Source organism: Microcoleus sp. bin38.metabat.b11b12b14.051 (genome assembly GCF_013299165.1).
Lineage (GTDB): Bacteria > Cyanobacteriota > Cyanobacteriia > Cyanobacteriales > Microcoleaceae > Microcoleus.
In genome coordinates this window covers 56,736-81,783 of record NZ_JAAFKD010000010.1, presented here as the reverse complement: position 1 = coordinate 81,783, position 25,048 = coordinate 56,736, and the positions used below count along the sequence as shown (strand labels likewise).

The window sequence follows — 25,048 nt, the reverse complement described above, 5'->3', positions numbered from 1 at the left end:
TTTTGTAAATAAAAATTGGAGCAGTTGCTCAAGGAATTTGTAAAATAATGTAACTAGAAATCGCAATAAATTTGTCGAATTGTGTAATTAGCAGGATCAAATCGGCTAATGGCAAGCGTTTTCTGGTAAAAATGCTTAGGGGATAAAAAATTCCCGATTGCCGAAAACAGCATCTTAAAGGAGCCTAACCGGATGTTCACTCACGTCAAGCCCACCATTCGCCACGTCGTGCCGGAAAACTTGCAAGGGCGATCGCTCATGAAGGTGGTCTATGTCGTACTAGAACCGCAGTATCAAAGCGCCCTCTCCGCAGCGGTTCGAGCGATAAATAACAAAAATCCGAATCTGGCAATAGAAATTAGTGGCTATCTGATCGAAGAACTCCGCAGCCCGGAAAATTACGAGGCTTTCAAGCGGGATGTGGCGGATGCCAATGTATTTATTGCTTCTCTAATTTTTATCGAAGATTTGGCCGAAAAAGTGGTAGCGGCTGTAGAGCCCCTGCGCGACAGCTTGGATGTCGCCGTTGTCTTCCCCTCGATGCCGGGGGTGATGCGACTCAATAAAATGGGCAGTTTCTCGATGGCGCAGTTGGGACAAAGCAAAAGCGCGATCGGCGAATTTATGAAAAAACGGAAGGAAAAGTCCGGGAGTTCCTTCCAAGACGGAATGCTGAAACTGCTGCAAACTTTGCCGAAAGTGCTGAAATATTTGCCGATCGACAAAGCGCAAGATGCCCGCAACTTCATGCTAAGTTTCCAGTATTGGCTGGGCGGTTCCCAAGAAAACTTGGAAAACTTCTTGCTGATGCTGTCACATAAATACGTATTCAAAGGCCAGGGGGCAACCACGGGGGGATTGCCCCTACAATACCAAGAACCCGTTGTCTACATGGATATGGGGATTTGGCATCCTTTAGCACCGTCGATGTTTGAGGATGTCAAAGGATATCTGAACTGGTATAATGCCCGCACAGATATTTCCGCAGACCTCAAAGACCCCCTCGCACCTTGCATCGGTTTAGTGTTGCAGCGCACTCACTTAGTCACTGGAGATGACGCGCACTACGTCGCAATTGTCCAGGAATTCGAGGCAATGGGCGCGCGGGTGTTACCGATTTTTGCAGGCGGTTTGGACTTCTCGAAACCTGTTGAAACCTTTTTCTTGGAAGTTGGGCCCAAGGGTGTTGCACCGCTGCCGATCGTGGATGCAGTGGTTTCTCTGACTGGTTTTGCCTTGGTGGGCGGCCCGGCGAAACAAGATCACCCGAAGGCGATCGAGACTTTGAAAAAGCTAAACTGTCCTTACATGGTGGCTTTGCCTCTAGTTTTCCAAACGACAGAAGAGTGGGAAAATAGCGATTTAGGCTTGCACCCGATTCAAGTTGCTTTGCAAGTTGCGATTCCTGAGTTGGATGGTGCGATCGAACCGATTATCTTGTCGGGAAGAGATGGCGCAACTGGAAAGGCGATCGCCCTGCAAGATAGAATTGAGGCAATTTCCCAGCGCGCCTTGAAATGGGCAATGCTGCGGCGAAAACCAAAGTTAGATAAAAAAGTTGCAATCACAGTCTTCAGTTTTCCACCCGACAAAGGCAACGTCGGAACAGCGGCTTACTTAGACGTTTTCGGCTCAATTTACGAAGTATTGAAAGCCTTAAAAGGCAACGGTTACGACTTGCCAGAATTGCCGGATTCTGCCGAAAAACTGATGCAAGAAGTCATCCACGACGCAACAGCGCAATACCAAAGTCCAGAATTGAATGTTGCTTACCGGATGTCCGTAGCTGAATACGAAGAATTCACTCCTTACTCGGAACGCTTGCAAGAAAATTGGGGCCCGCCTCCTGGACATTTGAACAGCGACGGACAAAATTTGCTAATTTTCGGCAAACATTTCGGCAACGTGTTTATCGGAGTGCAACCTACCTTTGGATACGAAGGCGATCCAATGCGGTTGTTATTCTCTCGTTCCGCCAGCCCCCACCACGGTTTTGCTGCTTATTACACTTATTTGGAGCGCATTTGGGGTGCAGATGCGGTGCTGCACTTCGGCACTCACGGTTCCCTAGAATTCATGCCGGGTAAGCAGATGGGAATGTCGATCGATTGTTATCCTGACAGTTTGATCGGGAAGATTCCTAATCTCTATTATTACGCCGCCAACAATCCCAGCGAGGCAACAATTGCCAAGCGCCGGAGTTATGCTGAAACCATCAGCTATCTGACTCCTCCGGCAGAAAATGCTGGTTTGTACAAAGGTTTGCAGGAACTCAGCGAGTTAATTGCTTCCTATCAAACTTTGAAGGATACGGGCCGGGGCGTGCCGATCGTAGATGCGATCGTCGAAAAATGCCGTTTGGTCAATTTAGACAAGGATATCGCCCTACCTCCCGACCCCCCCCAACCCCCCCTTACCAAGGGGGGGCCAGGGGGCGTTGCTGCGGGCATGACTGCGGAGGAACGAGACAATTTAGTTGGCTTGGTTTACCGCAAGTTGATGGAGATTGAATCGCGGTTGTTACCTTGTGGTTTGCACATTATCGGGAAGCCACCAACTGCTGAAGAGGCGATCGCAACTTTAGTAAATATCGCCAATTTAGACCGCGAAGAAGACAACCTGATCAGCTTACCGCGAATTATCGCCAATAGCCTGGAACGGGATATCGAAGACATTTACACCAATAGCGACAAAGGCATTTTAGTTGATGTCGAATTGCTGCAAAACATCACCTTAGCTTGTCGGGATGCAGTAGGCGCTTTGGTGAAGGAACAAACCGATGCCGAGGGCAGAGTTTCCCTAGTTTCCAAGTTAAATTTCTTCAACATGGGCAAGAAAACACCTTGGATTGAATCGCTGCACGCCGCCGGTTACAAAAAAGTCGATCCAGAACCAATTAAACCGCTGTTTGAGTATCTGGAATTCTGCTTGCAACAAGTTTGCGCTGATAACGAATTAGGCGCACTGTTGCGCGCGCTAGAAGGCGAGTATGTTCTGCCGGGCCCCGGTGGCGATCCGATTCGCAACCCGGATGTTTTGCCCACTGGGAAGAATATGCACGCTTTAGACCCGCAGTCAATCCCCACGACGGGTGCGGTGAAGTCTGCTAAGGTTGTAGTCGATCGACTATTAGAAAGACAGCGCACCGATAACGGCGGCAACTATCCCGAAACCATCGCCGTTGTGCTTTGGGGAACCGACAACATCAAGACTTACGGCGAATCCCTAGCGCAAGTAATGTGGATGGTAGGAGTCAAACCAGTTCCTGACGCATTGGGCCGAGTCAACAAACTCGAATTGCTTTCCTTGGAAGAGTTGGGCCGTCCTCGGATTGACGTAGTAATTAACTGTTCCGGCGTCTTCCGTGACTTGTTCATCAACCAAATGAACCTGTTAGATAAAGCCGTGAAAATGGCAGCAGAAGCCGACGAACCGTTAGAAATGAACTTCGTCCGCAAACACGCCTTGAAGCAAGCCGAAGAAATGGGCATCAACCTGCGCCAAGCAGCAACCCGCGTATTTTCCAACGCTTCCGGTTCCTACTCATCTAACGTCAATTTGGCGATCGAAAACAGCACATGGGAAAGCGAAGCCGAGTTGCAGGAAATGTACTTAACCCGCAAATCCTTCGCCTTTTCTTCCGACAATCCCGGAACAATGGCACAAGACCGGCAGATTTTTGAATCATCCTTAAAAACTGCTGAAGTCACCTTCCAGAACTTAGATTCTGCGGAGATTTCGCTAACCGACGTGTCGCACTATTTCGACTCCGATCCGACCAAATTAATCGGCAGTTTGCGCGCCGACGGTAAGCAACCAACATCCTTCGTTGCTGATACAACGACAGCCAACGCGCAGGTACGGACGCTATCAGAAACTGTGCGTTTAGATTCGCGCACCAAGCTGCTGAATCCGAAGTGGTATGAAGGAATGTTATCGCACGGTTATGAAGGCGTGCGGGAGATTTCTAAGCGTCTGGTGAACACTACTGGATGGAGTGCGACGGCGGGCGCTGTGGATAATTGGGTGTATGAGGATGTGAACACCACATTTATCGAAGATGCGGAGATGCAGAAGCGTTTGCTGAATCTGAATCCTCATTCGTTCCGCAAGATTGTCAGCACTTTGCTTGAGGTGAACGGCCGGGGTTATTGGGAGACTTCGGAGAGTAATTTGGACAGGTTGCGCGAGTTGTATCAAGAGGTGGAAGACCGGATTGAAGGGGTAGAGTAGGATAGTTTGGGGCAGGCCTTTCGGGTCTGCCTCTACATTCTCGATAAACTACTTGTGTTGTGTTTCAAAACCCCATACTCGCCTAGCTAAGTGAACGAGCATTTCTTGACGCTTGTCTATGGCTTTGGAATCCCAAACTTCAAACTGATCAAGATTAAGGTCATTTACAGTACGGTTTAATTGCGTGTTATTCCCTACACCAGGCTTTTCAACAAGGGAACGAGGGAGCAAAAGCTGTGACTGCTTATAACCGCTTTTTTTAGCATCATAGGTCGAGTCAGAAAGAGAACTGTTGATTGTCTTCTCTAAAAGAACCAAGTTACCAAGCTTTTCAACATAAGAACCATACTCATTCGGTTTGTCAAATTTACTTCTCAACTCAGGGTTGACTGATTTGGGTAGTATGTGTTCAATAGTTATCGATTTATCTAAGTATCTATCTAACTGGCTAACATTACTGTAAGCTTGGTTGTCCACAAATTGAGTTATTTTAGCTAGTACATAGCGAATACGATATGTAGCTATTTTAGATTCTGTTAATTCACGAAAAGCAGAATTAAACTCATTAGATAAAGATACCAATTTTTCTGTGAAATACAATTCAATAAAAGTTTCAAAATGTTCTCGTTTTTTTACTTCCAGTAGGTCTTGACTCCACTGGGAAAAATCACGAATCATATTGATGTCCTTACGAGTCGAACGAGTAATAGTGTAAGTAAATAAAAGATTTTCAATGTGACAGCATAATTCTATGAATAAATCCTTTGGCAGTTCTCTTGCTGCAAGAAGTAAGATGAAGTGTTGGCTATATCTTCCTTGTAGCTTTTTAATATTCTTCAAGGATTGATTGTCAGAACCATCAACATTTTTACATCTAGTAAAGTTGCTGAAGTCTTCACTTGCTTTGATCAAAGTATCCACGAACTTCAAAGGATATTTATCTATTTTATATCTGCTACCTTCTTTAGTAAACCAATCATATATAGCTTCTTCTGGAAAGTTATTCTGCAAATTAACTTGATAGTGAGACATAATATAATAACGCAAGAATCGCATAGGATCTTCCTTGCAATCATGAATAATATTAATCATTTTATCCCATCGTTTTTTTAACTCTTTCCAATGAGATTTTAAATCTTTACTTCCTTGTTTAGATGTATTGATAAATAAGTAGTTTTTAAGTAAATCCATAGAGTTTAATCCTACTCCGCGATGGTTGATTGTCTCGAAAACTTTAAGAGCACTTTTTAAGTTTAACGTTCCAATTCTAATTAATTTAACTCGACTGGTAAAAATACCAGAAAACTGTAGTCTTTTTTCGACACTAGATCCAAAGCGGGACAACAAGAATTCCCTAATTGTTTCATAAGCATCGACCAGCTTAGTAGCTGATTCAGAGGCTATTTTATCAATACTTGAAATATTACTTTTACTGTCAGCAATAATTTCTAAAACTTTTGCACCATCTCCATATTGAAGAGTTAGTCGATATCTATCTATGTCTAGACCAGTCTTAGTATCTTGATCAACTCCTGCTATTAAACCTTCTATCGCTTTTGATTTGTTTCCTGATTCAATCACAAAATCTCGAATGGCACAAAAAAGCAAATATATTGTTGTTAGCCTTTGCTGACCATCAATTAATTGAAAAGTTCCTTGATCTGGATAGACAACAAGAGAGCCTAAAAAATATTCGCTATCTTCTAGTGGTTCGTCATTATCATATAATTCATCAATAATATCTACAAGCAATTTTTCAACATTTTCATCAGCCCATACATACTCCCGCTGAAAGTCCGGTACTGCATAAAACTCTTTAAAGAGATCGGCTATGCTTAAATTGTGAGATTCAATTCTGGGTGCAGTTGCCATAATAATTTCTTCTTAACTTTTTGAAGGAATAACCATTCATTTTAGCATAGAGTAACCTCATGTTTGCTTGTATAGCGATCGCCCATTTATTCGCAAACTGCGATTGTCACCGCCCCTCCACCTCTCCCTCGATCCGGCTTTGGGGAATATTTTCGCAGGGCGATCGCCCTTTATGCTATCCTGTGAGTAGATACGCTTTGTATATACATACTCGTGCAGTTTGAATATGACTATCTCGCACAAACGACTTGAAGAACTAAAAAATATCCCAGAATCCGCCATTGATACGTCTGAGATTCCTGAGTTAGATGCAAGTTTCTGGGAAAAAGCCAAACTCGTGCAACCGATCGCTAAACAAGCTATTTCTTTAAGAGTCGATAGCGATGTCCTAGATTGGTTCAAAAGTCAAGGAAAAGGTTATCAATCTCTGATGAATGCTGTACTGCGCTCTTATGTTGAACATCACATCAAGAACAGTCAATAAAAGTGCGATCGCCCTCGCAACTCACTCAATATGCTACAATCCTTAATAAAGGTCGTTTAGCCACGATAAAATACCGCTATGACTACCCTCACCCTCAACCTCAACCCCATCATTAAGCTGACAGACGAACAGTTTTTTCAGCTTTGTCAGGAAAATGAAAATATTAGACTGGAACGAACAGCGAAAGGAGAACTAATTATCATGTCACCAGCAGGAGGAGAGACTGGAAACAGTAATGCAGGATTAACTGCACAGATTTGGAATTGGAACGAGCAAAATAAACTGGGTAAAGTGTTTGATTCCTCAACAGGATTCAAACTTCCTAATAGTGCAAATAGAGCCCCTGATGCTTCATGGGTAAAATTAGAACGCTGGAATGCTCTGACTCCCGAACAAAAAAAGAAATTCCCCCCCATTTGTCCTGATTTTGTAGTCGAGTTAATGTCTCCGAGCGATAGCTTGAAAGAAACTCAGGATAAAATGAAAGAGTACCGAGGTAATGGTGCGCGTTTGGGTTGGTTAATTAACCGCAAGTCTCGACAAGTTGAAATTTATCGTCAGGGCGCAGAAGTTGAAGTGCTGGACTCGCCTGCTACTTTATCAGGTGAAGATGTTCTTCCCGGATTTGTGCTAAATCTTGAGTCGATTTGGTAAAGCGCGATCGCCCTGTGGGATACAGTAAAATAGAATTACAAGTTTCGTGCAATCAGAATTTTACCTGTTTATAGCATCTCTTACAGGCAGAATCTCTATACCGCCAGACATCAAGGAGTATTTGCAATGGTTCAAACCCTGACGTACAGTAAAGAATATCTTGCAGAATCTCACCTGGTTTTACATGATATCAGTTGGGAAACCTACGAACAGTTGTTAGAAATATTTGCGGAACGTTCAACACCGCGCATGACTTACTACCAAGGAACTTTGGAACTAATGGTGCCTCTACCAGAACATGAAAGGTATAGCTGGACTCTGGGACGACTAATTGTAGCCCTGTCTGAGGAGATTGGAATTGAAATTATCGGATTAAAATCATCTACTTGGCGTTCGGAACCGAAAAAAGCTGGCAAAGAAGCTGACGAATGTTTTTACATCCAAAATGAAGCTGTAATGCGGGGAAAATTAAAAATTGATCTCAAAAATGACCCGCCGCCAGATTTAGCTGTAGAAATGGATTTGACAAGTTCTTCTATCAATCAAATGGCGGTTTATGCGGAACTGAAAGTGCCGGAGGTTTGGCGCTGGAAGAAAGGAAAACTGACAGTTAATATTTTAAATGATACGGGTTATGTCGAGTCGGAAACCAGTTTGGCATTTGGCTCATTTCCTGTGAAAGAACTCGCAGGGTTTATGCAGCTAGATTCCGATAAAGGGGAAAATGCGAGAATTAGAGAGTTTAGAGAGTGGGTGCGATCGCACTTACAGAATCAGCAACGGTAGGGAAACGGCACTGCCGTCTCCGGCGTGGGCACGGATACGGACACGGCAATGCCGTTTCCCTACAAAAGTCGCGTTTTTTGACCTAATTTCATATCGGGAAGTGCGATCGCCCTTTTCGTCCCCAAGTGCGATCGTCTTTTTCGTCCCCAAGTGCGATCGCCCTTTTCGTCCCCAAGTGCGATCGTCTTTTTCGTCCCCAAGTGCGATCGACCTTTTCGTCCCAAAGGGCGATCGCCATTATTTATAGACATCACCGCGAGAACCAATCTGAGTCACAACTTAAGTTCTTTTGAAGATATTCCCCGATCGCGCCCCGCGACATAATCTGCCAATGCTGCTTGACTTTCCGCTATCTCTTGGGCCCAAACCACCTCATCATCGCCTTCAACTTCAACCCCCTGATGAACGATGTTTCTCAATTCCTCTAATAATCGAAGTTGGTCAGTCAGGGCGAGGGATTGAACTTGAGTTAGTACCTCATTATAAGTCGGCATAGACTTTTTACTGGTATTTTTTAGCTCTAACCCTAATATATACTGATTTTGGCTGGAAGTGCGATCGCCCTTTTCTTCCCAAAGCGCGATCGCCCATTTCTTCTCAAAGTGCGATCGCCCTTTTCTTCCCAAAATGCGCCCTAATACACTTCACGACGATGAGCGATAATAGTCACAACCACCTGCTTTTGCTCCTCATGAATGTCATAAACAACCCGATAATCTCCAACGCGATAGCGATAATATCCAGCTAAGTCGCCTTTGAGTTGCTTAATATTTGGATGACTGCGAGGGTGAGTTTTCAACATTTCAAAACATCGCTCTAGCTTGCGTTGTAAAGAAGCTGATGCTTCTTCAAAAAACTCCTGAGCATCAAAGCTAAGAACCACTGAATAAAAATTCAGATTTTAATCAGTATTTTCGTTTGAGTTGCTCAACGGAAGTCACCTTACCTGCTGCTACATCCTTTTTGGCTTTATTAAATGCTTCTAGAAAACCGGGAATTTTCAATAATTCCACCGTAGCTTCATTGCTTTCACGTTCTGCTAAATAAGCTAAAAAATCAGCCACAACGAGCAGCCGTTCAGGAGATAAGCTATCTATCGATTGCTTAAGGTTCTGGCGAAGTTCTTGAGTTTTCATAGTTCATAGCTATTGAAAATTATTATAGCTACCTGTCTGATTTTACCAGATAGTCTGAAATTTAGCTCTTGCGATCGCCCTTATTTTCCTTAAGTGCGAGATCCCACGGGATAGCTACGCCGATCGCACTATTGGATTATTTACCAATCAGTCGATCGTACTCTGCGTGCGTACCAATCCAAAACCACAAAATACCTGTTTCAATTTCCACACCCAACGCCCTATAAGCCTGTCCGGCCCTTACATATCAATACTTACCAACCTTCTTAAAATGCAAAGAAGGATGAGACTGATCGGCCCTGAGCAACTCATAACACTGATCTGCTGTAGCCTGTACCGTTGAGGGTAAAGCGCTATAACAATCCCAAAATTTTCGAGTAGTATAGTGCATTAAATCGCTCGATAGTTACCACTCTCAAAATCTGCGTAGGCGACAGCCGGGGCGTTAGCCATCGCTTCTGCTGCTAAAGCATCCAGTTTACCCTCAGCAATATCTTTCTCTAGCTGAACATCCCATCGTTGGTAATCCAAATTTAGAAACCACTCTAACAACTCTCCAATTTCGTTCGACCCAAGTTCGAGAATCGCATTTTCTATCTGTTCTACAGTCAACATAGGCTGTCTTAGATTACACTTTATTTCGCTGATTTTATCGTAGCACTATTGCGATCGAAGTGATTGAGATATTACTCATCCCATTCTTCTCTTAGTTGCAACTGGAATTCCAAAGCATCCACACGCTTCGGCAAAAAACCGCGCCATCTATCTAAATCTTTCCTGGGCCATCTTTGACTGCTATCCTGAGTATGGGTTGTTTCCAGATCGCGAATCAATGCTGACAATACTTCTAAAACTTGCTGTTGCTCTTCAAGAGTGAGACTTTGAGCCTGACTCAGTACCTCGCTATAAGTAGACATAGGCTTTATGTTGAGATTTTTGAATCTGAAGCTATTATATAACAATTTCTAGTTATGAGTTATGTCGCTAAGCTATCCATTCCATGAATCTCGTTCCTGATTCACATATTCTCCAGCATCAATCCCATTCCAAATTTCCTTACCCAAACCTTCCAGTTCTAAAATACTGCGCTTGGGCTGAGGAATCACCGGTTGACACAGCTTCAATTTAAGTTCTTTTTGGATACCGCTTTCTTCTGCTTGTTTGCGCTTCAGTGACTCTAGCAATTTCTGCTTGACTTCTTCCTTAACTTCTAAACCCGAATCAGGATCGCCAAAATATTCTTCTAAGCACTGTTCAACCGTATGCCGAATCAAGTCCCGCAATTGCTCGATTGTCATGTCTTTGACTTGCATCTTCATCTCCTAGTCTTTGGGAGTTTTAATAAATTCTACCAGGCTTGAGTTAAAATTTCACTGGGCGATCGCCCTTTTCTCCCAAACAGCCGGAAGCTTAGCTATCCCGCAGGCGATCGATCGCCCAGCCATCAATCCTAAACATTCCCTAGCCTTCAACTCAATCTTTTTCGACTTCTGACTCGGTTGATTTCCGCCAAATCTAACACAGTATTCTTGGCACTCAGACTTTAATTTTATATCATAGTTTGCTACAATAAAATTGTAGACTTGAACGCCGAAATTGATTTATTTCCTATCGCCGTTTCAAACTCAGCACGCTGAGAAAAAAGCTCGATAGAACCATCTGCAAGCCCACAGTCAGGCAAGTGAGCGAAGGAATTACCAAACGCAGAGTTTTAGAAGGATCTAGAGAACCGAAAGCAGTTTCGCTCCAGATAGTTAATGACAAAAACGAGCCAACTATGCCAATTAAAATTAGGGTGAATCCGACAAGCAATCCGGTCTCTAAGCTAACATATCGAAATATTTTATTCAGTTTCGGGTCTGCGGGCAGCAGTTTCTCGCTGATGGCGAAAATTTTGGTAAAAAAAGCGAAAGTTACTGCTTGAAAACCGATAATAATTGCGATCGCCCCATAAAGCAGCGTGTGCACGTCAAACCTAATACTACCAATCTTTTGACTACCAGGTAACAGCCAGATGCCCACACTTAAACCCCAAATCATCAGCGCCACACCTGGATACAAAAACAGCCAGCGAGGACTGTAAAGCAGCAAAAATCGCAGGTGGCGCCAGCCATCTCGCCAAGTTCGCAAATGCGGCGGGCGGCTGCGCCCGTCGGGAAAAAGTACCGTTGGGACTTCGGCTATCCGCAACTTGTACAGAGAAGCCTTCACCACCATTTCGCTAGCAAATTCCATCCCTGTTGTTTGCAAGTCGAGTTGCAAAATTGAGTCTCTCCTAAAACCCCTGAGCCCGCAGTGAAAATCGCCGGCGGGACTGGCAAAGAATAGCCGCCCCACCCATGTCAGCACCGGATTTCCTAAATATTTGTGCAGGGGTGGCATTGCACCCGGTTTGATGCCCCCTTGAAAGCGGTTTCCCATCACTAAATCGCAGCCTCCCCGCAGTTTTTCCACAAAAGCGCCGAGGTTGGCAAAGTCGTAGCTGTCGTCAGCGTCGCCCATGATAATATAAACTCCGCGGGCTGCTAGGATGCCGCCCATCAGGGCGCTACCGTAGCCTTTGGCTGCCACCGGCACGACTCTGGCGCCTCCGTTGGCGGCGATATCTTGAGAACCGTCCGTGCTGCCGTTGTCTGCTATGATAACTTCGCCGACAATATCAAGTTCGCGCAGCGACCTCTGGGCTTTCTCGATGCAAATTTCTAAAGTTTCTGCCTCATTCAGGCAAGGCATAAGTATCGATAGTTCGAGAGTGTTTTCCCCGCTTGCTTTGGTCTGTTGGGCCATTTGTTTTTTTCACTCTCGATCGCGATCGACAATTCTTGATTTTCCACTATTTTTGCTGAAACTATTGAAATCCAACAAAACTCAATCAAACTTAATTTAAAATGTTAAGGGTAGTTTTTGGGTCGGCAATGCTAGTGCTGTAGTATAAGTTGGTAAACTAATGAATAGAAGCGTTTTTATGGTCTTGCTGGCTGCTATTTTGTGCGGCGTCGCAGGTCAATTCAGTCTCAAGGCAGGAGCTAAAATATTAGGGCCGATTGGCGCTGATAATTTAATCGAAAAAGTCGCAGCCATGGCAACTCAGCCGTTGATTGTAGGCGGTCTTTCTTTGTATGCAGTTTCTTCGATCGGCTTTATTGTAGTTCTGTCACGGGCAAACCTTAGCATAGTCTCGCCTTTACTGTCAATTAGTTATCTGTTTACTGTTTTAGGTGGCAAACTTATATTTCACGAGCCTTTGCCGCCGTTGCGGTTGGTAGGCGTCGCCCTAATTATGACGGGAGTAATTTTTGTACTCAGAGGTCAAGCTGGCGGAGTGACAGGAAACTAATACGATTTTATATTTTAGAAATTGGGAAGGGTGTATCTGAGTCTTGTTTTATGAAATAATGCTGCTATATGTCTGTCTCCTCTGAGTCTATGAATCCACTTCAATTATTGAGCGATCGCACCGCTGTTCTGGCTACTATGCACCAAAAAGAACGGGTGATGGCTCCGATTTTGGAACGAGAATTAGGAGTCAAAATTAGCGTACCTCGTGAGATAGATACTGACGCTTTCGGCACGTTTACGAGAGAAGTTAAACGCTTGGGAACTCAGGTAGAAGCAGCTCGCCAGAAAGCAGAAAAAGCTCTAGAAGTTGCAGGTGAAACTCTGGCTTTTGCGAGCGAAGGCAGTTTCGGCCCTCACCCCATGATGCCGTATCTGCCAGCTAATAGAGAAATTGTAATTTTATTAGATCGAGCTAACAATCTCGAACTTATCGGCGAATCTTTGTCGGTGGAGACTAATTACAGTCACCAGTTAGTTGCGAGTATAGAAGAAGCCGAAGATTTTGCTCAAAAAGCGGGATTTCCCGAACACGGATTGGTGGTTGTAGTTGGTGATGCTGCACTGGGTAATGGGGAAATTGTCAAGGGTATTGCAACTGAAAAACAACTTTTTGATGCTGTATCAGCAGGTTTGAAAAAATCTTCGACGGGCAAAGTTCACGTGGAAACAGATATGCGGGCGATGCACAATCCGACTCGGATGAAAAATATCGCAAGTGCAACTCTCGATTTAGTTAAAAAATTTAAGCAATTCTGCCCGGAGTGCGGTTGGCCGGGATTCGATGTTGCCCAGAGGAAAATCGGGTTGCCGTGCGGACTTTGCTATTTTCCGACTCAGTTGGTGCGATCGACAATTTATCTATGCAAAAACTGCGGTTATACTAAAGAAGAACTGTTTCCCGACAATCGAGAGACAGCCGATCCCGCTCAGTGTCAGTATTGCAACCCTTAAAATTAAGTTACTAATGATAGCCGTAGCAACCGATCGCAACTGGAAACCCGTTATTAAAGAATTTGAGGCTGTAGTGGGCAAAAACGGCGTAGTGCAGCGCCGTGAAGAATTGCTCGTTTACGAGTGCGACGGACTCGCCAGCTACCGCCAGCGCCCGGCCTTGGTGGTATTGCCGCGCACTACCGAGGAAGTGGCAAATGTCGTCAAAATATGCGATCGCAATTCCATTCCCTGGGTAGCTAGAGGCGCCGGCACCGGGCTTTCTGGCGGCGCTTTACCTGTAGAAAACTGCGTGCTGATTGTCACAGCCCTGATGCGAAAAATCCTGAAAGTAGACTTAGAAAATCAGCTAGTAGTCGTACAACCAGGAGTAATTAATAACTGGGTAACGCAAGCAGTTAGCGGTGCAGGTTTTTACTACGCGCCCGATCCTTCCAGTCAAATTGTTTGTTCGATTGGCGGCAATGTTGCCGAAAATTCTGGCGGCGTGCATTGCCTCAAATATGGAGTTACCACCAATCATGTTTTAGGATTAAAATTGGTAGTTCCCGACGGTTCCATAGTCGATGTGGGTGGTGAAATTCCCGAAATGCCCGGTTACGATTTAACTGGTGTATTTGTCGGTTCCGAAGGCACTTTAGGCATTGCGACAGAAGTTACTTTGCGAATCTTGAAAGCGCCGGAATCTATTTGCGTTCTATTAGCTGATTTTCCTAGTATAGAAGCAGCAGGCGAATCGGTTTCTGATATTATTAGTGCTGGCATTATTCCCGGCGGCATGGAAATCATGGACAACATCAGTATTAATGCTGTGGAAGATGTGGTAGCAACTGGTTGTTATCCCCGCGATGCGGCGGCAATTCTGCTCGTAGAAATTGACGGTTTAGAAGTAGAAGTTGCTACAAACAAACAGCGAATTGCTGATATTTGTAAGCAGAATGGAGCGCGCAATATCACGACGGCTCACGATCCAGAAACACGGATGAAAATCTGGAAAGGGCGGAAAGCTGCTTTTGCGGCGGCGGGTCATCTCAGCCCGGATTATTACGTGCAAGATGGCGTAATTCCGCGCACACAAATGGCTTTTGTTTTGAAAGAAATTGAGGGTTTGAGCGAGAAATATGGCTACCGAATTGCGAATGTATTTCATGCGGGAGATGGGAATTTGCACCCGCTGATTCTGTACGATAACTCGGTAAAAGGTGCGCTGGAAAAGGTGGAAGAGTTGGGCGGGGAAATTCTCAGGCTGTGCGTGAAAGTCGGCGGCAGTCTTTCGGGGGAACACGGTATCGGTGCTGATAAGAAGTGTTTTATGCCGGATATGTTTTCGGAGGTAGATTTGGAGACGATGCAGTGGGTGCGTCATGTGTTTAATCCGAAAGGTTTGGCGAATCCGGGGAAGATGTTTCCGACTCCGAAGACTTGCGGGGAGGCGGCGAGGGCTAAGGTGGAAACTATGAAGAAGTTGGAGGGTGCGGAGGTTTTTTAATTCCCCTAAATAAGACGGCGGTTGAAACCGCGTCTACACAAACAAAACCCGCCTCCGCGGGTTGAAGAGGGTGGCATAATTTAACCGCAATTACGCAGATGCAGACGGCGGTTGAAACCGCGTCTACACAAACGATGTCCGCCTCCGCGGACTGAAGAGGGTGGCATAATTTAATCGCAATTACGCAGATGCAGACGGCGGTTGAAACCAGGTTTACACAAACAAAACCCACTCCAAGATGCAGACGGCGGTTGAAACCGCGCCTACACAAACAAAACCCGCCTCCGCGGGTTGAAGAGGGTGGCATAATTTAATCGCAATTACGCAGATGCAGACGGCGGTTGAAACCAGGTTTACACAAACAAAACCCACTCCAAGATGCAGACGGCGGTTGAAACCGCGCCTACACAAACAAAACCCGCCTCCGCGGGTTGAAGAGGGTGGCATAATTTAATCGCAATTACGCAGATGCAGACGGCGGTTGAAACCAGGTTTACACAAACAAAACCCACTCCAAGATGCAGACGGCGGTTGAAACCGCGCCTACACAAACAAAACCCGCCTCCGCGGGTTGAAGAGGGTAGCTTAATTTAACCGCAATTACGCAGATGCAGACGGCCGTTGAAACCGCGTCTATAGAACCCATTTGACATCTTTGAGTTTTTGGGTTGGGTGACGAGAAATACCGAGATTAACCCGGTTTCTGAGATTTACGCCCGGGGCAAGAAACCGGGTTTCTACGAGTTTTTGGGTTGGTCACGAGAAATACCGAGAGAAACCCGGTTTCTGAGATTTACGCAGAATAGATCTCAAATGGGTTCTATACAAACAATGTCCGCCGGACGCCGACTCAAGAGGCTAATATAATTTTCATCGGCTACTCTTCTCTTCAACCCGCGGAGGCGGGTTTTGCTTGTGTAGGCGCGGTTTCAACCGCCGTCTTATCTAATGCGCTTATCTCATGTGCGATCGCAATTTTGATCGTAAATTCGGTGCCCTTGCCCGCTTCCGAAGTACAATAGAATTCGCCTTTGTGCCTTTCTACAATAATTTGATAGCTAATTGACAAACCCATACCCGTGCCTTTACCAATGGGTTTAGTAGTAAAAAATGTATCGAATATCCGCTGCTTGACTTCCTCAGTCATTCCGGGCCCGTTGTCGGCAATTTTGATTTCTACAAAATCTCTGACAACTTTTGTATAAATTCTAATCTGGCGGAAATTTTCTGGTATTTGTTGAATATTTTGCGTAATGTTCTCATCATCTAAAGCATCGATCGCATTACTTAGAATATTCATAAAAACTTGATTGATTGGCCCTGCGAAACACTCAACCAGTGGCAACTTTCCGTATTGTTTAATAATTTCAATAGACGGCATTTCTCCGTTTCCTTTCAAACGGTGATTGAGAATTAATAGTGTGGTGTCAATACCTTCGTGGAGGTTAACGGGTTTCATTTGTGAATCATCGTGCCGCGAAAAGTTCCGTAGCGACTGCACAATCTGGCAAATGCGATCGACACCAACGCTCATGGAAGATAGGATTTTAGGTAAATCTTCAGATAAGAAATCAATGTCTTTATTTTCTATTTGATGTTGAATTTCGGCGACGGGATTGGGATATTGCTGTTGATAAAGTTTGAGGAGATCGAATAAATCTTCTGTGTAATCTTTGAGGTGAGTAAGATTACCATGAATGAAGGTGACGGGGTTGTTAATTTCGTGGGCTACTCCGGCAATTAGTAATCCTAAGCTAGACAGTTTTTCACTCTGAACTAATTGGGAGTGAGTATTTTTTAATTCGTCAAGTGCTGCTGCTAGTCTTGCTGATTGTTCTCTGCTTTGTGCTTCGGAGTGTTGCAAGGCTTCTTCGGCTTCTTTGCGATCGGTGATGTCTCTCTGTATCCCGATGAAATGAGTTAATTTGCCTGTTTTGTCGCGCACAGGAGATACTGATAAAGCATTCCAAAAAATAGTTCCGTTTTTGCGATAATTCTTTAATATTACCTGACATTCGCTTTCGGTTTTCAAGGCTTGGCGGATGATTTCTAGCGCCTCGGAGTCGGTATCGCTTCCTTGTAAAAATCGGCAGTTGTTCCCGATAATTTCTTCCCGTCGATAGCCTGTCATGTTTTCAAATGCGGGATTGCAATAAATAATTGGATGTTCGGGGTTAGTTGCGTCAGAAATCGTAACTCCGATGCTGGTAGCGGCCATAGCCCGATCGTACAACCAGAGCATTTCTTCTGCGCGCTTGCGATCGGTAATGTCTCGCAACGTGGCTAAATAAGCCATTTCTCCCTCCCATTCCGTTTCCACCACCCGCATTTCTACTACAGCATTTGCTTTGTGCTTGCGAATAGCCTCAACTTCTGTTTGGATGACGCGCATTCCTGGTGTTTCTGTTTCTCCGACGTGCGGAATAATATCTGTGTCCATCTCAATTTCGCAAGCTGAACCTTCTACTACCAAATTGCCAAAAAATGCTTGACCTAAAAGTTCCTCTGCTTTGCAGTTAAATAGCGCTTCTGCTGAGGGATTGGCAAAACAGACAAGCCCTTGTTTGTTGACAATTGCGATGCCGTCGGCATTTTTGGCGATCGCATTCCGAAACCGAGATTCACTGGCTTTCAAATCCTGTTTTAGCTGTTCAATTGCTTCCTGCATCTGCTGCGTTTCCCCAACACTAATACGATCGGCTTCTGAAATATTGGTCTCTGCCGAATTGTGGGCATATTTTTGGGGTAAATCTTGATATTCTCTTTTATGGGGCATGGTTTTAGCAAGTGTTTTTTGGCTACTGCTAATATTACTGAGCTTATTTTCGGGATCGGCTCGTTGAAAAAACATATTTAAACCTTCGCTTTAATTAAGGTGTCGAACTCGCCAGATTTTTGGGTCTTTTTATGGACAGAACAAGCTACACCTGATGCTAACACATTACTTTGAAAATTCGTCCTAAAATATGGTTGAAATTCCAGAGCGATCGCCATCTAATTATCTATTCCCTGTTGGCTAAGTAATTTCAATGACATCGGCATTTACGTAGTAGCAAAACTAACTATTAACGCCAGAAATGACTTCAATCCCGCTCGCGGATGACAAAATAACAGGAGCGACTGGCAGGTTCTAAATATTTAAAAGCAACTGCCAAGTATAAATTTTTATATGATTTATAAAATAAGTACGCTGTCAAAAAGCAAGCTCATCTAATTAAAAAAACAATAATCACCATTGCCAATTAGCAAATTATGTATCTGCCGCCAGATTTGATATAAAATGTAACCTGTCTATTTTTGCGATCGCAATTTCAAACCAATGGCACGTCTAGCACTTCTGAGCGTATCCAATAAAACCGGGCTAATCGATTTAGCGCGCAGTTTAGTAGAAGAATTTGAATTTGACATCATTAGCAGCGGCGGGACAGCAAGCGCCCTCAAAGAAGCGGGCATCCCTGTCACGAAAGTTGCTGAATATACTGGCTCTCCCGAAATTTTGGGCGGGCGAGTCAAAACACTTCACCCGCGCATCCACGGAGGTATTTTAGCGCGCCGCGATGTAGCGCAAGACATGGCGGATTTAACGGAAAATCAAATTCGGGCGATCGACTTAGTTGTAGTCAATTTGTATCCCTTTGAACAGACAATTGCTAAACCAGGGGTAACACTTGCAGACGCCATTGAGCAAATAGATATCGGCGGGCCGGCGATGCTGAGAGCTTCGGCTAAAAATCACGCTCATTTGACAGTTTTGTGCAACCCTCAGCAGTACAATACTTATTTAGCAGAAATTCGGCAAAACGGCGGGGAAGCATCCTTAAAATTCCGGCAAGAGCGGGCGCTGGAAACATTCGAGCATACCGCAAATTACGATCGCGCGATCGCCAATTATCTCACCAGCCAATCCGCAGCATCGAAGCTACCAGAAGAGTTTAGCGTATCAGGAACAGAGCTGCAAACACTCCGCTACGGCGAAAATCCCCACCAAGCAGCCACCTGGTATCAAAGCGGAACTACACCGACAGGCTGGACAACGAGCACCATTCTGCAAGGCAAAGAATTGAGCTACAATAATTTAGTAGATTTAGAAGCAGCAAGGCGGCTGATTGTAGAATTCCCGGAGACTCCGGCGGCCGCAATTTTGAAGCATACAAATCCTTGCGGTACAGCTTTGGGTGCAACTATTTCTGAAGCGTATCAAAAAGCTTTTGACACGGATTCAGTCTCAGCTTTCGGCGGAATTGTCGCTCTGAATCGCCCGATTGACGCTGCTACTGCAACGGCGCTAACTCAAACATTTTTAGAATGTATTGTCGCGCCGGGGTGCGAACCAGAAGCGGAAGAAATTATCAAGAAAAAGGCGAAAGTCCGAGTTTTAATTTTGCCAGATTTGACTCAAGGCCCAGCACAAACTGTGAAAGTAATCGCAGGCGGTTTGCTGGTACAAGATGCGGATAATGTAGTAGAAGAAACTAGCAAATGGCGTGCAGTTACTGAGAAACAGCCGACTGCTGAAGAGTTAGCAGAATTGCTGTTTGCTTGGAAAGTAGCAAAACACGTTAAATCGAATGCGATCGTTGTGACGCGCGATCGCACTACAATCGGTGTAGGCGCCGGACAAATGAACCGCGTGGGATCGGTTAAACTAGCGTTGGAACAAGCGGGAGAGAAGAGTAAAGGAGCGATTTTGGCTAGTGACGGCTTCTTCCCCTTCGACGATTCCGTCAAAACGGCTGCTGAGGCTGGTATAATTGCGATCGTCCAACCGGGTGGTAGTATGCGCGATAAAGATTCAATCGCAGCCGCCAACCAACTCGGAATCACAATGGTTTTTACCGATATCCGGCACTTTTTGCATTAGGAATTATACTTATAGCAATTCTCGATTGTGTACGATCGTGTAGGGCTACAATAGTGTTTTAAGGTGTCAATAATTGCGTTACAACCTTTGTATCTCTTGTTTGTAGCAGAGTCTCGATCCCCCTAAATTCCCCTTAAGAAGGGGGACTTTGAGAAGAATCATCTCCCGTCTGAAGACGAGAGACATTAACACTCTTGTCCCGTCTTCAGACGAGAAACATTGATGATGCTCTTGTCCCCCCCTTCTTAAGGGGGGTTAGGGGGGATCGAGAAGACTGTGACACCCATGAACACTGTTATATCCTAACGAGTTCCAGTTGCATCTTTAAAAAATCATGACTTACACTGAACAGCAAATTCAACCCCAAGATGTAAAAGTTAAAATCCTGCTCACTGGCGGACATCAGTGCACCATTACGCTCAAATCCGATACACCATTATTGCACAGCCTTGTCAAAGCATTAGTCGATCGCACGCAACAGACAGTAGGTTTTTCCACCTTATTCCAAATCCCCATAGACGACGGGCGTTCCAGCCTTTCCTTTCCCGGCGAGCACCTAGTCGGATTAGTCACGGAACCCCCAATTTACTTGCAGCAACTGCAACCACAACAGCCAGCAATCCCTGTAGAAATACCCCTAGAAATTCCTGTAGAAATACCCACAGAAATTCCCGCACCCGCGCCCGTAAATGACGACTTAATATCTCGCTACGCCCAAATAGACAACTTTTTAACATCCGCAGAAAAGAACAAACTAATCAAATACATTTTAGCCAAAGAATCAGAATTTGTGACTACCAGCACCTCAACCAATGCCGAAGATTACCGACGTTCGATGGTGCTCCACTCTTTCCCGGAATTTTCAGCACTGATGGTGAATCGCATCAAAGCAATTCTCCCCGACGTGTTGCGTAAATTAAATATTCCAGCATTTCCGCTTGGTGACATAGAAGCTCAGCTAACTATGCACAATGATAACAACTTTTACAAACTTCACAACGATAGTGGATCGCCCGATACAGCAACTCGATTTTTTACTTATGTTTATTATTTCAATCGAGAACCCAAGGCTTTTTTCGGCGGTGAATTGCAGATTTATGACAGCAAAGTTGAGAACAATTTTTATGTTGCAGATGAGACATTCAGAACTGTTGAACCTCGGAATAACAGCATCGTATTTTTTCTGAGTCGCTATATGCACGAAGTTTTGCCAGTTAGTTGTCCATCGAAAGCTTTTGCTGATAGTCGCTTTACTATTAATGGCTGGGTGCGTCAAGCGGATTGAGACAACATTTGCGGGTTAAGTAATAAGTAGCCGTAGCAGTAGCAGTAGGGTGCGTCGCGTTGAAAATTCCTAAATTTGACAAACAATCTCACAGCGACGCACCTGATACGATTTTGACAAATTTTTACTACGGAAGAAATGTTGGGCGAGATTGAAACGGAGGGTTGTTTACTCAACTCTGTTTGTCAGGTGCGTCGCTGTCAGATTGTCAATATTTAGTTAGGATTTTTCAAGGCGACGCACCCTACGACTATTAATGGCTGGGTGCGTCAAGCGGATTGAGACAACATTTGCGGGTTAAGTCGCATATCCCCAGGCCGGACACGGCATTGCCGTGTCCCTACAGATGCTATAAGTTATGATAAATCGAAAATCGTATTACTCTTGTGCTCCGGCATTTTTTAGCAATTTCACAACAGTGGAATAACCCTTAAATTCAGCTAACATTAAAGCCGTATAATTGCCAGGATTTTTGTGATTCAACTCTGCACCAGCGGCGATTAAAATCTTAACCGCATCAGCATAACCGCGATGGGCGGCCCACATGAGGGCGGTGGCGCCGGAATCATCCAGCAAGTTGACATCTGCGCCTTTTTCGACTAATATTTGGACGATCGCCATATAACCGCGATCGCACGCCTTCATCAAAGCCGTTTTCCCCAAATCCGCCGGGATATTGGGATCTGCACCGCCGTCAAGCAAGGCTTTCACCGTTTCAGTATGTCCGTGAAACGCAGCGAGAGTCAAAGCCGTCTCCCCAAAGTTTTTAGCATTCAGGAAATCAGGGCGATTCGAGTTTACCTTTTGCAGCAACGCTGATACGATCGCACTATGACCGTGAACAGCCGCCACCAGCAAAGGCGTATCGCCCAACCGATTTCTCGCACCGACATGAGCACCTCGGTTTAAGAGCATTTCTACCACATCTTTGCAGCCTTCAACCACGGCAAAATTCAACGCAGTTTCGTCATCTCTGTCTTTCGCGTTGATATCCGCGCCAGCATCTAGTAAGATATGAGCGATCGGCAAATTACCCCCAGCAGCCGCCGCCATCAAAGCCGTCCCGCCATCTCCACTTTTGACATTCGCATTAGCACCCGCAGCCAGCAAAGCGCGCACCGCATCAACATTGCCGCCATCCGCAGCCAAAGTTAAAGCAGTTTCGCCTTCTTTGTCGCGAATTTCCAAATCAGCACCCGCAGCCAACAGCGCCTCAACAACAGCCAAATTGTCCGCCGCCTGTGCCAGCATTAAAGGAGTTTTGCTCTGTAGATTTTTCAGATTAACATCCGCAGCGCGATCGAGCAAAATTCGGACAATGGCAGCACTTCCTTGACTAACTGCTAAAAATAGCATAGAATTATCCGCAACAGCACCCGCATCAGCCAAAGCTTTCACAACAACTTCATATCCCGATAAAGCAGCTATTTTCAGAGCAGAATCGCCATCTTTATCGCGAACATTCACATCAGCCTTAGCATCAAGTAAAAGCCGGACAACATTAATATCACCTTTCAGAGAAGCCGCCATCAAAGCCGTACTTCCATCATCATTTTTAGCATCAACATCAGCACCCGCAGCCAACAACAGCCGCATAACATCAGCCTGTTTGTGAGCGGCGGCCAACATCAAAGCCGTCAGCCCAAAACGCCTGCTAACATGGTTGACATTAGCGTCATTATTTAGTAAAATACGCACGATTTCCGTATAGCCCTTTTGGGCAGCAAACATCAAAGCCGTCGTCCCCTCAGAGTCTTTGCCGTTAGCGTCAACGCCCTTAGCGAGTAAAGCTTGGACGTGAATAATGTTGCCAGTCTTGGCAGCTTGAATCAATACAGCGTCTTGTTTAGTGGCAGGCATAATAGTCTCTCATACCGTATATTTGTACCGTCGCACGAGAGGGACTTACTGGTATGCTAAGTTTTATGAAGTATATTTACAAATCCTGAGAACACTATGAATCTCGAAATTCCGCAGTCTGTGAAAGTTTGGAGTCAATTCTTCCACCCAGTTTTAATGTGGGTATTGCTAGCAATCTCATTTTATGCTTTGTATCTGGGCATACAAATCCGCCGTACCAGAAGTGCCGAAGGCGATGCCAAGAAAGAGTTAATTAAGGGCAAATTCAATATCAAGCACCATCAGATGGGCTCTTTGCTGCTAGGGTTAATGGTAACAGGTGCGATCGGCGCAATGGCAGTCACCTACATCAACAACGGCAAACTATTTGTCGCCCCGCACCTAGTCGCAGGCTTAGGAATGACCGTCATAATTGCCATTTCAGCCTCCCTGACTCCATTGATGCAAAAAGGCAACAATTTTGCTAGATACACTCACATCGTTCTAAATGTGGGGCTGTTGGGGCTATTTGGCTGGCAGGCGGTAACAGGTGTAGAAATCGTGCAAAGGATTATCAGTAAAATGTAACGGTTAGGGTACGATTCAGGACTTGCGCGCGGGTGTCCAGAAACCAGGTTTTTCGCGTTTACTTCGTTTGTAGGTGTAAATTCTGCTAAAAACCCGGTTTATTTAATCCTAACAGTAACTGGTTCCAAGGCTATGCCTTGGAATCCATATTTAGTTTTTTAGTCGTAGGGTGCGTCGCTATCGACAATCCCTCGCTCAAAATCGACAATCTCACAGCGACGCACCTGGGTTATTCAACGGTTGAATAAATCACCCTCTCTTTTACTATTTCCCAACAATCGCAAGGTGCGTCGCAATGAGATTGTCGATTTAAATTAATTTTTATAGCGACGAACCCTGAAAAAAATCAAAGTCATGCTAGAAACCCTGATAAAATATTTTGTTTACGCCACCAAAGGTCATATTACCAAAACACAACTAATCAAATTTTTGTATTTAGCCGACCTTTATGCTGTCAAATGGACGAGCAAACAGCTTACAGAACTCAATTGGCGTTATTATCACTATAGCCCTTGGAACGAAGACATCATCGTCGCCTTAAATCAAATGAATGGCAAAACAATTGTACAAGAATCTGTGGGAGAAACCATATTTATCCGACTTGGTACTCAAGCAGGTAATGTCGATGATTTAGAATTACCTGTAGCACTAAAACTAATGCTGGAAAACATTCGCAGAGAATGGGCAGGCTCAGGACACGATAAAATCCAGCAATTACTAAAATATGTCTACAGAACCGCCCCAATGATTGAGGTTAAAGATAGCAATCAACTAGAGGAAGTAGTAAGGCTTAATCTTGAGACAGAAAGACAAAAATTAATCAGTGAATTAGGGTAATAACGTGGCTGGAAAAACACCTCGTCAAGGTTGGATTTATTTAGTAAATCCCCACAAAGTATCTCTTCGGTGCAAACACAATCACAATCACATTTATGATTTAAGTCAACCAGGTAAAATTGAATGCAAGACTGTTGATTGCAATCTGATAATTAATTCTAGCATTGTTTTTCGCGGAGTGCATCATTATCTCATTTGGGCAAACGAGCAGTTTCAAGATGACTCTGAATTCCTAGAAACTTTTATGGTAATTCCTTTAACTTTCCAAGAAACCTGCAAAGGCTTACCAACAGCGTATCCAATTAACTCGACTAGCAAACAGGGTCTTTCTCAGAATTCCTTAGCTTTAGTACATCAGATATGTAATGTTGAGATTAATTGCTTTAAGGACTCCCAAGGAAATTGGCTGGAGCGAGTTGGACAAGTGGATAAAGGAGATAAGGAGTCGATAGAGGAGCGTTTAAAGTATTTTTTGAATCTCGAACATGATTGTAGTAATGATTGGTTGATAAACAATGTGTCTGTAGAGATTTTAGAGAAAGTATTTGATTATCCGCCGAATGAAACAAAGAAAAATATTGATCTAGAAAAAGTCATAAGTGACCTTGAATTATGGTGAGTTCAGACGGCGGTTGAAACCGCTTTTTACCTCGAACTCGTATGTGGCGAAGCGCCCGTCATATGAGTTCGAGGT

23 protein-coding genes are annotated in these 25,048 nt (G+C 44.6%); 12 read left to right on the top strand and 11 right to left on the bottom strand.

The features are described 5' to 3' along the window. The first annotated feature begins 192 nt into the window (after positions 1 to 192). Positions 193 to 4,233: a magnesium chelatase subunit H gene (locus QZW47_RS13015; protein WP_293127838.1), complete on the top strand. Its 4,041-nt coding sequence runs from the start codon at positions 193 to 195 to the stop codon at positions 4,231 to 4,233. A 48-nt stretch (positions 4,234 to 4,281) separates the two neighbouring features. Here the strand turns inward: QZW47_RS13015 and QZW47_RS13010 are convergent, their stop codons facing one another. Beyond that, the gene (locus QZW47_RS13010) at positions 4,282 to 6,105 is read right to left on the bottom strand and encodes a DUF262 domain-containing HNH endonuclease family protein (protein WP_293127836.1); all 1,824 of its coding nucleotides are present in this window, start codon (positions 6,103 to 6,105) and stop codon (positions 4,282 to 4,284) included. Positions 6,106 to 6,331: 226 nt separating this feature from the next. On the opposite strand from QZW47_RS13010, the gene QZW47_RS13005 reads away from it, so the two are divergent. From QZW47_RS13005 to QZW47_RS12995, 3 genes are all read left to right on the top strand, one after another. Further along, entirely contained in the window at positions 6,332 to 6,589 is a 258-nt protein-coding gene (locus tag QZW47_RS13005; RefSeq protein ID WP_293127834.1) for a BrnA antitoxin family protein, read from the top strand. Positions 6,590 to 6,667: 78 nt separating this feature from the next. Further along, on the top strand, positions 6,668 to 7,243 hold the full coding sequence (locus QZW47_RS13000) for a Uma2 family endonuclease (protein WP_293127832.1): 576 nt from the start codon (positions 6,668 to 6,670) through the stop codon (positions 7,241 to 7,243). 126 nt (positions 7,244 to 7,369) lie between these two features. Then, positions 7,370 to 8,029 carry a Uma2 family endonuclease gene (locus QZW47_RS12995; RefSeq protein WP_293127830.1) on the top strand — a complete coding sequence of 220 codons (660 nt, stop codon included), beginning with the start codon at positions 7,370 to 7,372 and terminating at the stop codon, positions 8,027 to 8,029. A gap of 59 nt (positions 8,030 to 8,088) precedes the next feature. Here the strand turns inward: QZW47_RS12995 and QZW47_RS12990 are convergent, their stop codons facing one another. The 8 genes from QZW47_RS12990 to QZW47_RS12955 all read right to left on the bottom strand — a co-directional run bounded on the left by QZW47_RS12990 (position 8,089) and on the right by QZW47_RS12955 (position 11,952). Continuing rightward, entirely contained in the window at positions 8,089 to 8,280 is a 192-nt protein-coding gene (locus tag QZW47_RS12990; protein WP_293127828.1) for a hypothetical protein, read from the bottom strand. Between the two features lie 21 nt (positions 8,281 to 8,301). Continuing rightward, positions 8,302 to 8,655 (bottom strand): hypothetical protein, encoded by a 354-nt coding sequence (locus QZW47_RS12985; protein WP_293127826.1) that lies wholly within the window; start codon positions 8,653 to 8,655, stop codon positions 8,302 to 8,304. Between the two features lie 8 nt (positions 8,656 to 8,663). Continuing rightward, positions 8,664 to 8,912, bottom strand: coding sequence for a type II toxin-antitoxin system RelE/ParE family toxin (locus QZW47_RS12980; RefSeq protein ID WP_293127824.1), 249 nt, complete (start codon positions 8,910 to 8,912; stop codon positions 8,664 to 8,666). A 22-nt stretch (positions 8,913 to 8,934) separates the two neighbouring features. Next, the gene (locus QZW47_RS12975) at positions 8,935 to 9,165 is read right to left on the bottom strand and encodes a hypothetical protein (RefSeq protein ID WP_293127822.1); all 231 of its coding nucleotides are present in this window, start codon (positions 9,163 to 9,165) and stop codon (positions 8,935 to 8,937) included. A 390-nt stretch (positions 9,166 to 9,555) separates the two neighbouring features. Beyond that, positions 9,556 to 9,780, bottom strand: a complete 225-nt coding sequence (locus QZW47_RS12970; RefSeq protein WP_293127820.1) for a hypothetical protein — start codon at positions 9,778 to 9,780, stop codon at positions 9,556 to 9,558. A 71-nt stretch (positions 9,781 to 9,851) separates the two neighbouring features. Continuing rightward, positions 9,852 to 10,082 (bottom strand): hypothetical protein, encoded by a 231-nt coding sequence (locus QZW47_RS12965; protein ID WP_293127818.1) that lies wholly within the window; start codon positions 10,080 to 10,082, stop codon positions 9,852 to 9,854. Positions 10,083 to 10,154: 72 nt separating this feature from the next. After that, the gene (locus QZW47_RS12960) at positions 10,155 to 10,478 is read right to left on the bottom strand and encodes a hypothetical protein (RefSeq protein WP_293127816.1); all 324 of its coding nucleotides are present in this window, start codon (positions 10,476 to 10,478) and stop codon (positions 10,155 to 10,157) included. A gap of 295 nt (positions 10,479 to 10,773) precedes the next feature. Beyond that, positions 10,774 to 11,952, bottom strand: a complete 1,179-nt coding sequence (locus QZW47_RS12955; RefSeq protein ID WP_293127814.1) for a glycosyltransferase family 2 protein — start codon at positions 11,950 to 11,952, stop codon at positions 10,774 to 10,776. A 160-nt stretch (positions 11,953 to 12,112) separates the two neighbouring features. On the opposite strand from QZW47_RS12955, the gene QZW47_RS12950 reads away from it, so the two are divergent. From QZW47_RS12950 to glcD, 3 genes are all read left to right on the top strand, one after another. Further along, a complete protein-coding gene (locus tag QZW47_RS12950) occupies positions 12,113 to 12,502 on the top strand; it encodes a transporter (protein WP_293127812.1) in 390 nt (129 codons plus the stop codon). Between the two features lie 89 nt (positions 12,503 to 12,591). Next, a complete protein-coding gene (locus QZW47_RS12945; RefSeq protein WP_293127810.1) occupies positions 12,592 to 13,455 on the top strand; it encodes a DUF6671 family protein in 864 nt (287 codons plus the stop codon). Positions 13,456 to 13,468: 13 nt separating this feature from the next. Next, entirely contained in the window at positions 13,469 to 14,944 is a 1,476-nt protein-coding gene (gene glcD / locus QZW47_RS12940) for a glycolate oxidase subunit GlcD (protein WP_293127808.1), read from the top strand. Positions 14,945 to 15,833: 889 nt separating this feature from the next. Here glcD and QZW47_RS12935 read toward each other — a convergent pair. After that, positions 15,834 to 17,795, bottom strand: coding sequence for a PAS domain S-box protein (locus tag QZW47_RS12935; protein WP_293127806.1), 1,962 nt, complete (start codon positions 17,793 to 17,795; stop codon positions 15,834 to 15,836). A gap of 468 nt (positions 17,796 to 18,263) precedes the next feature. On the opposite strand from QZW47_RS12935, the gene purH reads away from it, so the two are divergent. Further along, complete coding sequence (purH, locus tag QZW47_RS12930) at positions 18,264 to 19,805, top strand: bifunctional phosphoribosylaminoimidazolecarboxamide formyltransferase/IMP cyclohydrolase (RefSeq protein ID WP_293127804.1); 1,542 nt, start codon at positions 18,264 to 18,266, stop codon at positions 19,803 to 19,805. A gap of 334 nt (positions 19,806 to 20,139) precedes the next feature. Beyond that, positions 20,140 to 21,090, top strand: a complete 951-nt coding sequence (locus QZW47_RS12925; protein WP_293127802.1) for a 2OG-Fe(II) oxygenase — start codon at positions 20,140 to 20,142, stop codon at positions 21,088 to 21,090. 378 nt (positions 21,091 to 21,468) lie between these two features. On the opposite strand, the gene QZW47_RS12920 is transcribed toward QZW47_RS12925, so the two are convergent. Then, positions 21,469 to 22,950, bottom strand: coding sequence for an ankyrin repeat domain-containing protein (locus QZW47_RS12920; RefSeq protein WP_293127800.1), 1,482 nt, complete (start codon positions 22,948 to 22,950; stop codon positions 21,469 to 21,471). A 96-nt stretch (positions 22,951 to 23,046) separates the two neighbouring features. Between QZW47_RS12920 and QZW47_RS12915 the strand changes: the two genes are divergently transcribed. From QZW47_RS12915 to QZW47_RS12905, 3 genes are all read left to right on the top strand, one after another. Further along, complete coding sequence (locus QZW47_RS12915; protein ID WP_293127798.1) at positions 23,047 to 23,517, top strand: DUF4079 domain-containing protein; 471 nt, start codon at positions 23,047 to 23,049, stop codon at positions 23,515 to 23,517. A gap of 354 nt (positions 23,518 to 23,871) precedes the next feature. Next, positions 23,872 to 24,354 carry a type II toxin-antitoxin system antitoxin SocA domain-containing protein gene (locus QZW47_RS12910; RefSeq protein ID WP_293127796.1) on the top strand — a complete coding sequence of 161 codons (483 nt, stop codon included), beginning with the start codon at positions 23,872 to 23,874 and terminating at the stop codon, positions 24,352 to 24,354. Positions 24,355 to 24,358: 4 nt separating this feature from the next. Continuing rightward, the gene (locus QZW47_RS12905) at positions 24,359 to 24,973 is read left to right on the top strand and encodes a type II toxin-antitoxin system PemK/MazF family toxin (RefSeq protein ID WP_293127794.1); all 615 of its coding nucleotides are present in this window, start codon (positions 24,359 to 24,361) and stop codon (positions 24,971 to 24,973) included. Positions 24,974 to 25,048 lie beyond the last annotated feature (75 nt).

Excerpts from the sequence above, each read along its gene's own strand:
- QZW47_RS12970 (WP_293127820.1), bottom strand. The coding sequence starts at position 9,780 with ATGTTGACTGTAGAACAGATAGAAAATGCGATTCTCGAACTTGGGTCG.
- QZW47_RS12965 (WP_293127818.1), bottom strand. The coding sequence starts at position 10,082 with ATGTCTACTTATAGCGAGGTACTGAGTCAGGCTCAAAGTCTCACTCTT.
- QZW47_RS13015 (WP_293127838.1), top strand. The coding sequence starts at position 193 with ATGTTCACTCACGTCAAGCCCACCATTCGCCACGTCGTGCCGGAAAAC.
- QZW47_RS12925 (WP_293127802.1), top strand. The coding sequence starts at position 20,140 with ATGACTTACACTGAACAGCAAATTCAACCCCAAGATGTAAAAGTTAAA.
- QZW47_RS12990 (WP_293127828.1), bottom strand. The coding sequence starts at position 8,280 with ATGTCTATAAATAATGGCGATCGCCCTTTGGGACGAAAAGGTCGATCG.
- QZW47_RS12910 (WP_293127796.1), top strand. The coding sequence starts at position 23,872 with ATGCTAGAAACCCTGATAAAATATTTTGTTTACGCCACCAAAGGTCAT.
- QZW47_RS12960 (WP_293127816.1), bottom strand. The coding sequence starts at position 10,478 with ATGCAAGTCAAAGACATGACAATCGAGCAATTGCGGGACTTGATTCGG.
- QZW47_RS12995 (WP_293127830.1), top strand. The coding sequence starts at position 7,370 with ATGGTTCAAACCCTGACGTACAGTAAAGAATATCTTGCAGAATCTCAC.
- QZW47_RS12920 (WP_293127800.1), bottom strand. The coding sequence starts at position 22,950 with ATGCCTGCCACTAAACAAGACGCTGTATTGATTCAAGCTGCCAAGACT.
- QZW47_RS12935 (WP_293127806.1), bottom strand. The coding sequence starts at position 17,795 with ATGTTTTTTCAACGAGCCGATCCCGAAAATAAGCTCAGTAATATTAGC.
- QZW47_RS12975 (WP_293127822.1), bottom strand. The coding sequence starts at position 9,165 with ATGAAAACTCAAGAACTTCGCCAGAACCTTAAGCAATCGATAGATAGC.
- glcD (WP_293127808.1), top strand. The coding sequence starts at position 13,469 with ATGATAGCCGTAGCAACCGATCGCAACTGGAAACCCGTTATTAAAGAA.
- QZW47_RS13000 (WP_293127832.1), top strand. The coding sequence starts at position 6,668 with ATGACTACCCTCACCCTCAACCTCAACCCCATCATTAAGCTGACAGAC.
- QZW47_RS12950 (WP_293127812.1), top strand. The coding sequence starts at position 12,113 with ATGAATAGAAGCGTTTTTATGGTCTTGCTGGCTGCTATTTTGTGCGGC.
- QZW47_RS13010 (WP_293127836.1), bottom strand. The coding sequence starts at position 6,105 with ATGGCAACTGCACCCAGAATTGAATCTCACAATTTAAGCATAGCCGAT.
- QZW47_RS12915 (WP_293127798.1), top strand. The coding sequence starts at position 23,047 with ATGAATCTCGAAATTCCGCAGTCTGTGAAAGTTTGGAGTCAATTCTTC.
- QZW47_RS12955 (WP_293127814.1), bottom strand. The coding sequence starts at position 11,952 with ATGGCCCAACAGACCAAAGCAAGCGGGGAAAACACTCTCGAACTATCG.
- QZW47_RS12945 (WP_293127810.1), top strand. The coding sequence starts at position 12,592 with ATGAATCCACTTCAATTATTGAGCGATCGCACCGCTGTTCTGGCTACT.
- QZW47_RS13005 (WP_293127834.1), top strand. The coding sequence starts at position 6,332 with ATGACTATCTCGCACAAACGACTTGAAGAACTAAAAAATATCCCAGAA.
- purH (WP_293127804.1), top strand. The coding sequence starts at position 18,264 with ATGGCACGTCTAGCACTTCTGAGCGTATCCAATAAAACCGGGCTAATC.